The 13,597-nt window shown below is 70.3% G+C and carries 13 protein-coding genes; 8 read left to right on the top strand and 5 right to left on the bottom strand.

Features of this window, described 5'->3' with window-relative positions; translation table 11 throughout:
* Positions 1 to 62: 62 nt before the first annotated feature.
* Positions 63 to 1,736, top strand: coding sequence for a malate synthase A (aceB, locus tag CGQ25_RS01565; RefSeq protein ID WP_208711500.1), 1,674 nt, complete (start codon positions 63 to 65; stop codon positions 1,734 to 1,736).
* Between the two features lie 334 nt (positions 1,737 to 2,070).
* Positions 2,071 to 2,811 carry a DsbA family protein gene (locus tag CGQ25_RS01560; protein WP_208711499.1) on the top strand — a complete coding sequence of 247 codons (741 nt, stop codon included), beginning with the start codon at positions 2,071 to 2,073 and terminating at the stop codon, positions 2,809 to 2,811.
* Positions 2,812 to 2,844: 33 nt separating this feature from the next.
* On the opposite strand, the gene CGQ25_RS01555 is transcribed toward CGQ25_RS01560, so the two are convergent.
* Entirely contained in the window at positions 2,845 to 3,948 is a 1,104-nt protein-coding gene (locus CGQ25_RS01555; RefSeq protein ID WP_208711498.1) for a Gfo/Idh/MocA family protein, read from the bottom strand.
* A 78-nt stretch (positions 3,949 to 4,026) separates the two neighbouring features.
* Entirely contained in the window at positions 4,027 to 4,215 is a 189-nt protein-coding gene (locus tag CGQ25_RS01550; protein WP_208711497.1) for a DUF1918 domain-containing protein, read from the bottom strand.
* A 118-nt stretch (positions 4,216 to 4,333) separates the two neighbouring features.
* Between CGQ25_RS01550 and CGQ25_RS01545 the strand changes: the two genes are divergently transcribed.
* Complete coding sequence (locus CGQ25_RS01545) at positions 4,334 to 4,975, top strand: cyclopropane-fatty-acyl-phospholipid synthase family protein (RefSeq protein ID WP_208711496.1); 642 nt, start codon at positions 4,334 to 4,336, stop codon at positions 4,973 to 4,975.
* A gap of 43 nt (positions 4,976 to 5,018) precedes the next feature.
* Here CGQ25_RS01545 and CGQ25_RS01540 read toward each other — a convergent pair whose 3' ends face one another.
* The 3 genes from CGQ25_RS01540 to CGQ25_RS01530 form a co-directional block, all read right to left on the bottom strand.
* Entirely contained in the window at positions 5,019 to 6,110 is a 1,092-nt protein-coding gene (locus tag CGQ25_RS01540) for a Vms1/Ankzf1 family peptidyl-tRNA hydrolase (protein WP_208711495.1), read from the bottom strand.
* Between the two features lie 64 nt (positions 6,111 to 6,174).
* Positions 6,175 to 7,071 carry a biopolymer transporter Tol gene (locus tag CGQ25_RS01535; protein WP_208711494.1) on the bottom strand — a complete coding sequence of 299 codons (897 nt, stop codon included), beginning with the start codon at positions 7,069 to 7,071 and terminating at the stop codon, positions 6,175 to 6,177.
* Complete coding sequence (locus CGQ25_RS01530) at positions 7,068 to 8,288, bottom strand: ROK family protein (RefSeq protein ID WP_208711493.1); 1,221 nt, start codon at positions 8,286 to 8,288, stop codon at positions 7,068 to 7,070. The genes CGQ25_RS01535 and CGQ25_RS01530 overlap by 4 nt, the downstream gene beginning before the upstream one ends.
* Before the next feature lie 178 nt (positions 8,289 to 8,466).
* Between CGQ25_RS01530 and CGQ25_RS01525 the strand changes: the two genes are divergently transcribed.
* From CGQ25_RS01525 to CGQ25_RS01505, 5 genes are read left to right on the top strand one after another with little or no spacing between them, the layout of a single operon-like run.
* The gene (locus tag CGQ25_RS01525) at positions 8,467 to 9,207 is read left to right on the top strand and encodes a sugar phosphate isomerase/epimerase (protein ID WP_208711492.1); all 741 of its coding nucleotides are present in this window, start codon (positions 8,467 to 8,469) and stop codon (positions 9,205 to 9,207) included.
* Positions 9,204 to 10,316, top strand: a complete 1,113-nt coding sequence (locus CGQ25_RS01520) for a Gfo/Idh/MocA family protein (RefSeq protein ID WP_208711491.1) — start codon at positions 9,204 to 9,206, stop codon at positions 10,314 to 10,316. The genes CGQ25_RS01525 and CGQ25_RS01520 overlap by 4 nt, the downstream gene beginning before the upstream one ends.
* A gap of 52 nt (positions 10,317 to 10,368) precedes the next feature.
* Entirely contained in the window at positions 10,369 to 11,706 is a 1,338-nt protein-coding gene (locus tag CGQ25_RS01515; RefSeq protein ID WP_208711490.1) for an extracellular solute-binding protein, read from the top strand.
* Between the two features lie 54 nt (positions 11,707 to 11,760).
* A complete protein-coding gene (locus tag CGQ25_RS01510) occupies positions 11,761 to 12,747 on the top strand; it encodes a carbohydrate ABC transporter permease (RefSeq protein ID WP_208711489.1) in 987 nt (328 codons plus the stop codon).
* Positions 12,740 to 13,579, top strand: a complete 840-nt coding sequence (locus tag CGQ25_RS01505) for a carbohydrate ABC transporter permease (RefSeq protein ID WP_208711488.1) — start codon at positions 12,740 to 12,742, stop codon at positions 13,577 to 13,579. The genes CGQ25_RS01510 and CGQ25_RS01505 overlap by 8 nt, the downstream gene beginning before the upstream one ends.
* Positions 13,580 to 13,597: the final 18 nt, after the last annotated feature.

Here is a 13,597-nt window from a genome sequence, read left to right as displayed (position 1 = left end):
GCCGGTGGGCTGGGACCGCATCCCGGCCCACCCGGCGTCGTACATCACCCAGGAGACCTCCCATGAACACGTTCACCGACAACTTCACGATCAACGGCGTGACCCTCACGGCCCAGCCGATGGCCCGCCAGAACGAGATCCTCACCCCGGACGCCCTCGAGTTCGTCGCGCGCCTCCACCGGGCCACGGCCGAGCGCCGCCAGGAGCTCCTCGAAGCGCGCCATGCGCGGCGCGCCGAGATCGCGAAGGGTGTCGACCCGCGCTTCCCCGCCGAGACCGCCGAGATCCGCAACGACCCGAACTGGCGCGTTGCACCGCCGGCGCCCGGCCTGACCGACCGCCGCGTCGAGATCACCGGCCCGGTGGACCGGAAGATGACGATCAACGCGCTCAACTCGGGGGCGAAGGTCTGGCTGGCTGACATGGAGGACTCCCAGACGCCGTCATGGCGCAACGTGATCCGCGGCCAGATCAACCTGATCGACGCGCTCGAGGACCGCATCGACTTCACGAGCCCTGAGGGCAAGGAGTACCGGCTCCGCCCATTCGAGGAGCGGCCGACCATTGTCGTGCGCCCCCGCGGCTGGCACCTGCCCGAGAAGAACATGCTCGTGGACGGCAAGCCGATCGCGGGCGGGATCGTGGACTTCGGCCTGTTCTTCTTCCACAACGCCAAGCGCCTGCTCTCCCTCGGCCACGGCCCGTACTTCTACCTGCCGAAGATCGAGAACCGCTTCGAGGCCCGCCTCTGGAACGACATCTTCGTCCTGGCCCAGGACCTCCTCGGGATCCCCCAGGGCACCATCCGCGCCACGGTGCTCATCGAGACGATCACGGCCGCCTTCGAGATGGAGGAGATCCTCTTCGAGCTGCGCGACCATGCCGCGGGCCTCAACGCGGGCCGATGGGACTACATCTTCTCCATCATCAAGAACTTCCGCACCCGCGGACCGCGCTTCGTGACCCCCGACCGCTCCCAGGTCACCATGACGCAGCCGTTCATGCGGGCCTACACCGAGCAGCTCGTCCGGGCGTGCCACCGCCGCGGTGCCATGGCGATCGGCGGCATGGCCGCCTTCGTGCCCAACCGCAAGGACCCGGAGATCAACGCGACCGCCTTCGAGAAGGTCCGTGCCGACAAGCAGCGCGAGGCCGACGACGGCTTCGACGGCTCGTGGGTCGCGCACCCGGACCTGGTGCCGGTGGCGCGCGAGGTGTTCGACTCCGTGCTGGGCGACAGGCCGAACCAGATCGACCGGCTCCGCGAAGACGTCACCCCCGACGACCGCGCGCTCATCGACCTGAGCACGTGCCAGGGCACCATCACTGAGGGCGGGATCCGCAACAACATCGAGGTCGGCATCCGCTACATCGAGGCGTGGCTGCGGGGCTCCGGCGCGGTCGCGATCCACAACCTCATGGAGGACGCCGCGACCGCGGAGATCTCCCGCTCGCAGATCTGGCAGTGGATCTACTCCCGGGCCATCACTGACCAGGGTGAGATCGTGACCCGCCAGTGGGTCGAGGAGATCCTCGACGAGGAGTTCGCCAAGCTCGAGCGCTTCGACGGCGACCGCTTCCGCGACGCCCGCGAGCTGTTCGAGGAGTGCGCCCTCGGCGCCGAGTTCCCGACCTTCCTGACCATGCCTGCCTACGCGCGCTTCCTGTGCGAGACCGCGGGCAAGGAGGACGAGTTCGAGGCCGGCCTGCCCGAGCGGCAGTTCGCCGCGGCCTAGCCTCGGCCGCTGGGCCCGCTGGTTGAGCGAAGTCGAAACCCGGGCCCAATGAATCTCCCGGATCCCGCGCGCTTCCATCGCAACAGGCACCCCGAAGGCCGGGGGCGGGACATCCGGGGTCACCGTTGAGGGGCCTCCCGCGTAGTGGTGCTGCGCGGACACGGGGCCCCTCAACTCATCCCACCTGGAGCGAACGACGGCGCCGACCCCCCGAGAGGCGGGCGGCGCCGTCGTGCGTGGTGCTGGTGCGGGAAGACGAACTCGCCGACTCCTACTTCTCTACAAGACGTAGAAGAGTTGGAATACTCTGGGCAGAGGATAACTTGAAGGTTTCATGAACATTGACATCTGGTCCGACATTGCCTGCCCCTGGTGCTTCATCGGCAAGCGCCGCTTCGAGAGGGCCCTGGCCGCCTTCCCCCACAAGGACCAGATCACGGTCACCTGGCACAGCTACCAGCTCGACCCCACGCTGCCCGAGCACTACGACGGCACTGAGCTCGACTACCTGAGCACCCGCAAGGGCATGCCGGCCGAGCGCGTGCAGCAGATGTTCGACCACGTTGCCGAGGTCGCCTCCGGGGAGGGCCTCCACTACGACTTCGACCGGATCGTGGTTGCCAACTCGTTCTCCGGCCACGAGCTCATCCACCTCGCCAAGGCCCGCGGCGGGAACGCCATGGCCGACTCGGTCAAGGAGGCCCTGCTCTCGGCCCACTTCGAGCAGGGCCTCGACATCGGCTCCCGCGAGGTCCTGCTAGCGGTCGGGACGGAGGCCGGGCTCGAGAGTGCGGAGATCTCCGCGGCGCTCGACGCCGGCACGTACCGCGACGCTGTCCGCGCAGACATCAGCCGGGCCCGGGCGCTGGGCATCCAGGGCGTGCCCTTCTTCGTCCTGGACAGCAAGTACGGAATCTCCGGTGCCCAGCCCGCCGAGCTCTTCACCCAGGCCCTCGAGACCGCGTGGCGCGAGGCCAACCCGCTCGTGATGGTCGGCCAGCCCGCAGGCCCGGGCGCTGGGGACGACGCCGAGACCCTCGGCGGAGAGGTGTGCGGCCCGGACGGCTGCCTCTGAGGCTGAGCCCGGTTCCCGCGCGGGCGCGTGCCTCTACAGCGCGACGGCCCGGCGTTCGCGCGCCGAACGGTAGGCGGCCTCGACCACGCCCAGGGTGAGCAGCGCGGCGTCGACCGTCACGGCCGGCGCACGCTTGGCGCGGATGGCGCCGACCACGTCCGCGTACTGGCGGGCGAGGCCCGCGGGCGACTCGGTGGGGTCTGCCCGTGGGGCCGCGGCCGCCACGGCGAGCTGGTTCCCGGCGCCGTACAGGCCGTAGTCCGGGGCGTTCGGCGCGGAGTCGGTGTGCAGGTAGACGAGGGTCTCGTTCTCGATCACCGCCGACCCCAGGCTTCCCGAGACCTGGAGGCGGGACGAGAGGCCGGGGTAGGCCGCCGTGCTCGCATGGACGGTCGCGATCGCGCCCGACTCGAAGCGGAGCAGCACTCCAGCCGTGTCCTCGGCCTCGATGGCGTGCACCGTTCGCGCCGTCATCGCCATGACCTCCACCGGGCGGCCGAGGAGGGCCACGACGAGGTCGAGCGTGTGGATGCCCTGGTTCATGAGTGCGCCGCCGCCGTCGCCGGCGAAGGTGCCGCGCCACGGGGAGGCCTGGAAGTACGCCGCGCTGCGCCACCACGGGACGGTCGCGACCGCGGAGGCCACGGTTCCGAGCCGGCCCGCGCGGACAGCGTCGCGCACGGAAAGGCTGGCGGCGTCGAAGCGGTGCTGGCTCACGACGGAGACCACGCGGCCCTCCCCCGCCTCACGCGCATCGCGGGCGAAAGCCCGCGCCGCGTCCAGATCGACGTCGAGCGGCTTCTCGATGAACGCGTGGGCACCTGCATCCAACGCCTCGGCGGCGACGGCGAGGTGGGACGAGGTCGGGGTCGCGACGACGACGAGCGGCGCCGCGCCGTCCGACGACCCGGCGGCGCGGCCCCGGCCGAGCGCCTCACCCAGGCTCCCCACAGCCTGCGGTCGGCGGGAACCGGACGCCGCGACCTCCTCGGCCAAGACGCGTGCGCTCGACGCCCCGCGGCTCACGATCGCGGCCAGCTCCACGCCTGGGGTGGCCGCGATGGCCTTCGCGTGGGAGCGGGCGATGGCTCCTGCGCCGACGAGGACGGCGCGGACCGGGGCAGGATCAGCGGACACGCCTTCCATTGTCCGGTGGACGGGGCCGCTGTGGCAATCGCTTGCCACAACGTGCCAAAAGTTTGTCGTCTGTGGCCGTCAGCTCGCCGCCTTCTCGACCGAGAAGTCCCCGCCGGGGAAGACGACGGATTCGTGGCCGTCGTCGAACTTCACAAGGTACGGCGGCTCCCCGTTCGCTCCACGGACCTCGAGGATCTCCCCGTGGCGGTCTGCGGAGTCCACCGTGCGGCCCCGGATGACGATGCGGTCGCCCTGCACTGCGTTCATGCTTCACACCTCCTTGCCCCCGAGGGTACGTAGTGCCACCGGCAGCGGGAAGGCCTCGCGACGGCCGCCGGGGCGCACGCCCCTTGTGCCACGCGCGGGCTCCCGATAGGAGTGGTTCATGACGAACGAGCCGAAGCCCACGACGGGCGAATTCTGGGACGGGTTCTACCGCGAGCGCGACGCCGTGTGGAGCGGGAAGCCGAACGCCGCGCTGGTGCGGGAAGCCGGGATGCTCGCGCCCGGGCGGGCGCTGGACCTGGGCTGCGGCGAAGGCGCCGACGCGATCTGGCTGGCCGAGCGCGGGTGGGTGGTGACCGCGGTCGACGTCTCCTCGGTCGCGCTCGGCCGGGCCGCCAAGCACGCCCTCGACGCCGGCGTCTCCGACCGCATCACCTGGGAGCGCCACGACCTCGCGACGTGGGAGCCCGTGGGCGACTACACCCTGGTCACCGCGGCCTTCCTGCACTCGCCCGTCGAGCTGCCGCGCGAGCACATCCTGCTCGCGGCCTCCCGTGCGGTCGCGCCGGGCGGGATGCTGCTCGTGGTCGGCCACACGGCCTTCCCGCCGTGGTCCCAGCACGCGCACGACGGCGAGGCGCCGCTGCCCTCGGCGGACGAGCTCGCCGCCGCGCTCGGGCTGCGTCCGCACGAGTGGACGGTGGAGACGCGCGAGACCGAGGGCCGCACGGCGACTGGGCCAGAGGGACAGACGGCCGTGCTGACCGACACCGTCCTCACGGCCCGTCGCGCCTCCGACTGACAGCGGGACCGCCCGCAGGGGCCGGCGTCCCCGGGATGCCCTCCTACCAGCGAAGCAGCGAGGCGGCCTCGCCGCCGTCGAGCACGTCCGAGGGGACCAGCACCGTGTCCGCGTCGGTGAGCACGGCCGCGCGCAGGAGCGTCGCCGAGGGATCCGCGTGGCCGAGCACGCCCGCACCGACGGCCTCGGCTTCTGTGGACGCCACCCAGGGCGCGTCGTCGAGGGCGAGGACGCGCCGCTGGACGACGGCACTCGGGGCGAGGAGCAGCGTGTCGACCCGAGCGCCCTGCAGCGCGTGGATCACCGCGCCCCAGCCGTGGGCCGCGAGCGCCCCTCGGCCCTCGGCCATCCGATCGAGGAGCCGGGCCTGCCGGGTCGCGGCGACCTCGTCCACGATGGCGCCGACCTGCTCCTCGTAGCGTTCACGGTCGGCACCGGGGGCGGCGGAGTTCATGGGCACGACCCGGACGAGCTTCGCTGCGCGCTCGCCGAGCGACTCGCGGATCTTCTCGAGGGCGCGCTCGTCGCCGGACAGGATGACGAGGTCGACGCCCCCGGCCTCGACGAGCCGGTCCACCTCCGCTGCGACCTCGGCGCCGTTCCTGCGCCAGACCTCTTCGGTGCGCCGCTGGTAGCGGCCCTGGGACCAGCCGCCGGAGGGCACCTTCTTGAGGTTCTCGGTGTCCCCATGGACCTCCTGCTCGGCGAGCGGGGACCGCGCGGACGCCCGGTGCCGCCGGATCTCGGCGTCGGCCCGCTCGGCCTCGACCTCGAGGTAGACCAGGTCGGTGCCCCGGTGCTCGGCGAGCGGGACGAGGTTCGGGATCGGCCCCACGTCAACCAGCGGAGTGCTCGGAGCACCCGGCAGGACCTCGTTGACCACCACCTCGCCGCCGCGGATGAGCACGAACCTGGAGATCGGGGCGGGAAGGCCCTTGGCGGCCCAGTCGAGCCTCTCGGCCGCGGTCCGGCAGCTCTTGTCCGCTCCGGCGGCGGCGAGCATCCGGCCGATGTTCTCGCCCAGCACGTCCGTGGCCTCGAGCGTGTCGACCGTCCCCGTGCTGACGTTCGCGTGGATGGTGCACCACGGTCCGCTTTCCTTGAGCAGGCCGGCATATTCCTGCAGCGCGCGCATGAGTCCTCCTCGTGAAGATAGCCTCACTGTCTCGGTGAGGGCTGTATACCCTGTGGGAGGTGCCTCACGCGCCGGATCGGAGCCCGTCCCCGATCGGGTAGCCGACGTACGCGAACCGGCTGCTGTCCGGTGCCCAGCTGTTGACGTTCATGGTCCCCTGCCCGCCGAACACCTCGATCCGGCGACGTTCGGCAGCCCAGTCGGAAGAGTCGACGAGGACCACGTGCACCGGGACGTCGGCGGGGTGGCCGAGGGTGCCGGACGGGAAGCTCACGTAGGCTCCGTGCCTCCCGTCCGGCGAGATGTGCGGGAACCAGTCCACGCGGCCGCTCTCGTGGAGCCGCTCGAGGGAGCCGTGCCCGTGAGCGGGGACGCGTGCGAGCTGGGCATGGCCTGCGCCCCCGCCGAACGACTCGGTGTTGAGGAGGATCCATGCCCCGTCGGGCGTGAACTCGGGGCCGTCGCAGTGCCCGTCCCCGACATCGGGGCGGGCCACCGTGCCGTCTGCGAGGTCGAGGACTGCGAGGCGCCCCCGGCGGCGGCCGTCGCCGTCGTGGATCTCGACGTATCCGAGCCGCCCGCCGTCCGGGCTGACCCCGTGGAGGAAGTGGCGCGCCCCGTCGTCGTGCGTGACGCGCTCCGCCGCGCCACCCGTGAGCGGGACGCGGTAGATGTGGCCGTCGTCGGCGGAGCAGAAGGCGGCGGTGCCGTCGGGGGCGGGGACGTGGTCGTTGTTGACCGGCGGCAGGCCGGTCGCGGGCAGCGGCTCGGGGCCGCCGCCGTCGGGCGCGAGGAACCACAGACGTCCGTCGCCGTTGAGCAGGAGGCGCCCGTCGGCGAGCCAGTTGGGCGCCTCGAACAGGGTCTGCGCCGTGACGAAGGCGAGCTCGGGCTCACCGCCGTCGGCCGGCGCGGTCCAGACCTCGCAGCGCTGACCGTCCCGCAGGGTGCGGGGCGTCATCCGGCGTTCGCCGTCGCGGCCAGGGCAGCCTCCACGCCTGCGGGCGAGAGCACGTGCTGGGAGACGAGCTGGCTCGCGCCCATCACGGCGGCCCGCTCGCCGGCGCGGGAGAGCACGATGCGCAGGTTCGTCGTGGCGAGCGGGGGCGAGCGGTGGTAGACGACCTCCCGCACGCCCGCCATGATGTGGTCGCCGGCCGCCGCCATCGACCCCCCGAGCACGATCACGCTGGGGTTGAGCAGGTTCACGCACGTCGCGAGGACCTCGCCGATGTCCCGCCCCGCCTGCCGCAGGGCCTGGATCGCGGCGAGGTTGCCGTTCGCGGCGAGGCCGACGACGTCGGCGCCCGCCTGGGCCTCGACGCCCTGCTCTGCGAGGAAACGGGCGACGGCGCCGCCGGACGCGAGGGCCTCGAGGCATCCCACGTTGCCGCACCGGCACACCACGTCGGAGCCGCGCGCCACGCGGACGTGCCCGAGGTCGCCGGCCGTGCCGTCCGCACCGCGCTGGAGCTGGCCGCTGGAGATGATGCCCGAGCCGATGCCGGTGGCCACCTTGATGAAGAGCAGGTCGTCGACGTCCGGCCAGTACGCGGCGCGCTCGCCGAGCGCCATGATGTTGACGTCGTTGTCCACGAGGACGGGGACGGGGAGTGTGCGCTGGACGAATCCGACGACGTCGAACCCGTCCCAGCCGGGCATGATCGGGGGCTTCACCGGCCTGCCGGTGGCGTGCTCGACCGGCCCGGGGAGGCCGATGCCGACGCCGGCGAGCCGGCTCTCGGGGCGGCCGCTCTCGGCGAGGAGCTTCTTGCCGGACTCCACGACATAGCCGAGCACCGCCTCGGGGCCCTCCGCGACCGGCTTCTCTGCCCGCCGCTCCGAGAGGACCTCTCCGTTGAGGTCGGTGAGGGCCACGCGAACGTGGCTCGCGCCGACGTCGGCCGCGAGCACGGTGCGCGCCTGGGCGTGGAACGCGAAGCGGGACGGCGGGCGGCCCCCGCTCGAGAGCGCCTCGCCCACGGACACGACAAGGCCCGAGGTGAGCAGGAGGTCCACTTTGCCGGCGACCGTGGACCGTGCGAGGCCTGTCGTCATGGCCAGCTCTGCCCGCGTCCAGGGCTTTCCGTCCCGCAGGAGCTGGAACAGGTCGCCGGCACGCGCGAGGCTGCCGCTGGCCTCGACGGCCGCGGAGGGGGCGTTGGATGGCGACGTCATGCATCAGTGATAGCACGCACCCCTTCTGCACGCTATGACCTCAGAAGAATGACGGTGAACCGAGATCTTTTGCTTGACGTTCGTCAAAAGCACTCCTAGGTTTGCTGTGAGGCAGCTCACTCGCCGCGCACCTCCGACCGCGACGACTGCCCACCGTCCCCACCCACGAGGAGAGACAGTGTCACTTTCGATCCAGCTCTACACCGTGCGGAAATCCCTCGAAGAGGATCTTCCCGGCACCATCAGGCGTCTGGCCGAGATCGGCTTCACGCAGGTAGAGCCCTACCGCTTCGTCGCGAAGGCCGCGGAGCTGCGCGCCGCGCTCGCGGAGAACGGACTGACTGCGCCGTCGGGCCACGCTCCGCTGCTGCAGGAAGACCAGGACGAGATCCTCGCCGCCGCCCGTGACCTCGGGATCGGCACAGTGATCGACCCCCATGTCCCCGCCGAGCGGTGGAAGGACCTCGAGAGCATCAAGGAGACCGCGCGGCAGCTCAACGAGGCTGCGAAGAAGGCCTCGGAGTACGGCCTCCGCGTCGGCTACCACAACCACTGGTGGGAGATCGAGGACCTGATCGAGGGCCGCACTCCCCTCGAGCACCTCGCAGACCACCTCGACCCGGAGGTCGTCCTGGAGCTGGACACCTACTGGGCAGCGGTCGGCGGCCAGGACCCGGTGGAGCTGCTGGGCCGGCTCGGCGACCGCGTGAAGTTCATCCACATCAAGGACGGCCCCGTCACGTGTGAGCCCTCGGACCAGCTCCCGCTCGGCCAGGGCAGCATCCCCGTGTTCGAGGTGATCGGCGCGGCGACCGCACTGGAGGCAGCCGTCGTCGAGCTCGACGACTTCAGGGGAGACATGTTCGACGCCGTCGAGCAGAGCTTCGGGTTCGTCTCGGCCGGGAAGGTCCAGGCATGAGCGCGCGGGGACCCGTCGGCGTCGGCGTCATCGGCGCGGGATTCATCAGCAAGCAGTACCTGGACAACCTCACGAGCTTCCCCGACGTGAAGGTGCTGGCCATCGGCGACATCTTCCCGGAGGCGGCCAAGGCGCGCGCCGGGGAGTACGGCATCCCCGTGCACGGGGGCGTGGACACAGTGATCGGCCACCCCGAGGTGGAGATCGTCGTGAACCTCACGGTCCCCGCGGCCCACGTGGAGGTGGGCACCCTCGCCGTCGAGGCCGGGAAGCACGTGTGGAGCGAGAAGCCCTTCTCCCTGGACCGGGAGAGCGGGAAGGCGCTCCTCAAGGCGGCCGACGCCGCGGGCGTCCGCCTCGGATGCGCTCCGGACACGTTCCTGGGCGCCGGCCTGCAGACCGCGTTCCGCATGATCCAGCGCGGCGACATCGGAACCCCGCTGACCGCGCTGACGCTCATGCAGTCCCCCGGACCGGAGTCGTGGCACCCCAACCCCGCCTTCCTCTTCCAGGAGGGAGCGGGCCCGCTCTTCGACATCGGCCCCTACTACCTCACGACCCTCGTCCAGGTCTTCGGCTCGATCAAGCGGGTCGCCGCCCTCGGCTCCAGGTCCCGGGACATCCGCGTGATCGGCTCCGGCCCCAAGGCCGGCGAGGAGTTCTCCGTGACGGTTCCCACGCACGTGAGCGCCATGGCGGAGTTCGAAGGCGCCACGTCGTCCCAGAGCGTCTTCAGCTTCGACTCGGCGCTGAAGCGGGCCGGCTTCGTCGAGATCGCGGGCACGGAGGCCACGATCGCGCTCCCCGACCCGAACATGTTCGACGGCGACATCCGCATCTGCCGCCTCGGGGAGGAGGACTGGACCACGGTCCCGAGCGTCGGTTCGACCGCGAGCCGCGGTGCCGGCGTCCTCGAGATGGCCCGGGCGATCCGCGAGGGGCGCCCCCACCGCGCCCAGGGCGAGCTCGCGTTCCACGTGCTCGACGCCATGGTGGCCATCGCCGAATCGATCGAGACGCGCAGCTTCGTCGACGTCGAGAGCAGTGCCCTTGCCGCGCCCGCCCTCCCCGAGGACTGGGACCCGACCGCCCCCACCCTCGGCGCCTAGTGCCGCCGGCAGCCCACTCCCCACTGACTCAACGACGAGAACCGGAGCAACGATGAAGAAACCACTCAAGTTCCTCTCCGCCGTCGCAGCCGCGGCAGCCATGACCATGGGCCTCGCGGCCTGCGGCTCGGGCGGATCCGGCGGAGGCGGAAACGCCTCAGGCGACACCATCACCTACTGGGCGTCGAACCAGGGCAACAGCATCGAGGACACCGCGGCGAAGCTCAAGCCGTCCCTCGACCGGTTCACGGAGAAGACCGGCGTCAAGGTCAAGCTCGAGGTCATCGGCTGGCCGGACCTGTACAACCGCATCCTCACCGCCGTGACTAGCGGCGACGGCCCCGACGTCCTCAACATCGGCAACACGTGGGCCGTGACCCTCCAGGAGACCGGGGCGTTCGAGCCGGTCGAGGGCAAGCTCCTCGAGGCGGTCGGCGGCAAGGACCGCTTCGTCCAGTCCAGCTGGTCCACCGGCGGCGCCCCCGGCAAGACCCCCACCTCGGTGCCGATCTACGGCCTCGCCTACAACCTGTACTACAACACCAAGCTCTTCAAGGCCGCGGGGATCGACAAGGCCCCCGCCACGTGGGACGAGTTCGTGGCCGACGCGAAGAAGCTCACGAAGGACACCAACGGAGACGGCAAGCCGGACCAGTGGGGCTTCACCGTTGCCGGCGCCTCGGTGCAGCAGAACGCGCACCAGGCATTCGTCCGCGGCCTCCAGAACGGCGGCGAGCTCTTCGACTCCTCCGGCAAGCCGACGTTCGACAGCGCCGAGCAGCTCAAGGGTGTCAAGCAGTTCATCGACCTCATGGCCACGGACAAGGTGATCGCGCCCTCCGACGCCGAGATTGTCGACGGCGCCCAGAAGGTGGACAACCTCATCAACGGCAAGGCCGCGATGATGTTCGACCAGAGCCCGATCAAGAACTTCACCGCCCGCGACTTCAAGGACTGGGGCGTTGCGGCGGTCCCGATGATGACCGCCGGGGCCACGGGTGACGAGGGCACGCAGAGCCACGTCGCCGGCATCAACATCAGCGTGTTCAAGAACAGCAAGAACAAGGACAACGCGTTCAAGCTCGCAGGCTGGCTCACGAGCGACGACGAGCAGGCCTACCTCAACAAGGCCTTCTCGTCCCTGCCTGTGGTCAACGGCGTGACCGACAAGGACCCGGCCTTCCAGACGGAAGAGGTCAAGGCGAAGCAGGACGCCCTGGCCAACCACGCCAAGCCGATGCCGCTCATCGCCAAGGAAGGCCAGATGGAGACCCTGAACGGCACGGCGATGAAGGGCCTCTTCGCCAAGGCGGCGACGGGCTCCGTCAGCGAGGCGGACATCAAGTCCGCACTGACCGACGCCAACAACCAGATGGCTGCTGCCCAGTAGCCATGAGCGCAGGTGCGGGGCCGCCAGGCCCCGCACCCCGCCCGAGGAGTCTCCATGTCGCAGACCACCATGCCCTCCACGAAGCGGGGCAGCGAGCGCGAGCCGGCTCCGTCGCCCGCCCACGCTCCCCGCCGCCGTCGCCGGTCGTTCCTGCCGTACGGCCTCGTCGCCCCGGCAGCGCTGCTCGAGCTGCTCATCCACATCGGCCCGATGCTCCTGGGCGTGTGGATCGCGTTCATCTCCCTCAACCAGCTCAACCTCACCAACTGGCTCGCGGCCCCGTTCGTGGGCCTGCAGAACTTCGTCAACGGCCTCAACCCCGACAGCACCATCGGCCAGGCCTTCTTCTCGACCCTGGGCCGGACCCTCCTGTACACCGTGCTCGTGGTGGGCTGCTCGTGGGCCCTCGGCATGGCCGGAGCGGTGTTCCTGACCTCCAACTTCAAGGGCCGCGGCCTCCTGCGGACCTTCTTCCTGGTCCCCTACGCCCTCCCGGCCTACGTCGGCACCATCGCCTGGGCCTTCATGTTCAACCAGCGCGACGGCGCGGTGAACCAGATCCTCGTCGACACGCTCCACCTCTTCGGGGACGAGCGGCCGTTCTGGCTCCTCGGCCAGAACTCCTTCGGCGCGATGGTGGTCGTGAACATCTGGCAGCTGTGGCCCTTCGCGTTCCTGATGCTCCTGGCAGCCCTGCAGAACGTCCCCAACGACGTCTACGAGGCGGCCTCGATCGACGGCGCGACCCTGTGGCAGCAGTTCCGCACCATCACGCTCCCGATGGTCCGGCCGGCCAACGGCGTCCTCCTGCTCGTCATGTCGCTGTGGACGTTCAACCAGTTCAACATCCCCTTCGTGCTCTTCGGGGCGGCGTCGCCCAAGGAAGCCACCCTGGTCTCGCCGCTCATCTACCAGAACTCGTTCGGAAGCTGGAACTTCGGCCTCGGCGGGGCCATGAGCGTCCTCCTCCTCATCGCCCTGTTCATCGCCTCCGTGTTCTACATCCGCATGGTCCTTCCCAAGGGGAACGAGAATGATTGAGACCCGCAACTTCCGCATCCTGCGCGCCGTCGTCCTGACGTTCCTCTCGCTGTGGGTGGCGATCCCGCTCTACGTGGTGGTCTCGACCTCGCTGAAGCCCCTCAAGGACGTCTCCGGGCTGTTCCAGTGGATCCCGCGCGAGGTCACGCTCGCGCCGTTCATCGACATCTGGTCCACGGTCCCCCTGGCCAAGTACTTCCAGAACAGCCTGATCATCACCACGTGCGCCACGGTCTTCTCGGTCACGGTCGCGGTCCTCGCCGCCTACGCCATCGCGCGGCTGCCCTTCAGGGGCAAGCGCCCGTTCAGCCTTGTGGTCCTCTCGACCCAGATGTTCCCCGGAATCCTCTTCCTGCTGCCGCTGTACCTGATCTTCACGCAGATCCGGAACATCACCGGGATCCAGCTCCAGGGCTCGTACCTGGGCCTGATCATCACCTACATGACGTTCACCCTGCCGTTCGCGATCTGGATGCTCACCGGCTACTTCGCCTCGATCCCGAAGGAGCTCGAGGAGGCCGCCATGATCGACGGCACCGGCAGGATGGGCGCCCTCGTCCGGGTCATCCTCCCCGTCGCGAAGCCGGGCATCATCGCCGTGGCGGTCTACTCGTTCATCTCGGCCTGGGGAGAGGTCCTCTTCGCCTCCGTCCTGACGAACGAGTCGACCAAGACGCTGTCCTTGGGGCTCAAGTCCTACGCGAGCGAATCGGACGTGTTCTGGAACCAGCTCATGGCCGCATCCGTCGTGGTCTCGCTTCCCGTCCTCATCGGATTCATTCTGGTGCAGAAGCACCTTGTCGCGGGCCTGTCCGCCGGCGCCGTCAAGTAGGCCGCGGACACCCGAACT

The organism is Sinomonas sp. R1AF57, from assembly GCF_002224485.1.
Classification (GTDB): domain Bacteria; phylum Actinomycetota; class Actinomycetes; order Actinomycetales; family Micrococcaceae; genus Sinomonas; species Sinomonas flava.
The sequence above is the reverse complement of the archived record's forward strand: the minus strand, read 5'-3'. Positions and strand labels throughout refer to the sequence as shown.

Excerpts from the sequence above, each read along its gene's own strand:
- aceB (WP_208711500.1), top strand. The coding sequence starts at position 63 with ATGAACACGTTCACCGACAACTTCACGATCAACGGCGTGACCCTCACG.
- CGQ25_RS01560 (WP_208711499.1), top strand. The coding sequence starts at position 2,071 with ATGAACATTGACATCTGGTCCGACATTGCCTGCCCCTGGTGCTTCATC.
- CGQ25_RS01550 (WP_208711497.1), bottom strand. The coding sequence starts at position 4,215 with ATGAACGCAGTGCAGGGCGACCGCATCGTCATCCGGGGCCGCACGGTG.
- CGQ25_RS01545 (WP_208711496.1), top strand. The coding sequence starts at position 4,334 with ATGACGAACGAGCCGAAGCCCACGACGGGCGAATTCTGGGACGGGTTC.
- CGQ25_RS01540 (WP_208711495.1), bottom strand. The coding sequence starts at position 6,110 with ATGCGCGCGCTGCAGGAATATGCCGGCCTGCTCAAGGAAAGCGGACCG.
- CGQ25_RS01535 (WP_208711494.1), bottom strand. The coding sequence starts at position 7,071 with ATGACGCCCCGCACCCTGCGGGACGGTCAGCGCTGCGAGGTCTGGACC.
- CGQ25_RS01530 (WP_208711493.1), bottom strand. The coding sequence starts at position 8,288 with ATGACGTCGCCATCCAACGCCCCCTCCGCGGCCGTCGAGGCCAGCGGC.
- CGQ25_RS01520 (WP_208711491.1), top strand. The coding sequence starts at position 9,204 with ATGAGCGCGCGGGGACCCGTCGGCGTCGGCGTCATCGGCGCGGGATTC.
- CGQ25_RS01515 (WP_208711490.1), top strand. The coding sequence starts at position 10,369 with ATGAAGAAACCACTCAAGTTCCTCTCCGCCGTCGCAGCCGCGGCAGCC.
- CGQ25_RS01510 (WP_208711489.1), top strand. The coding sequence starts at position 11,761 with ATGTCGCAGACCACCATGCCCTCCACGAAGCGGGGCAGCGAGCGCGAG.
- CGQ25_RS01505 (WP_208711488.1), top strand. The coding sequence starts at position 12,740 with ATGATTGAGACCCGCAACTTCCGCATCCTGCGCGCCGTCGTCCTGACG.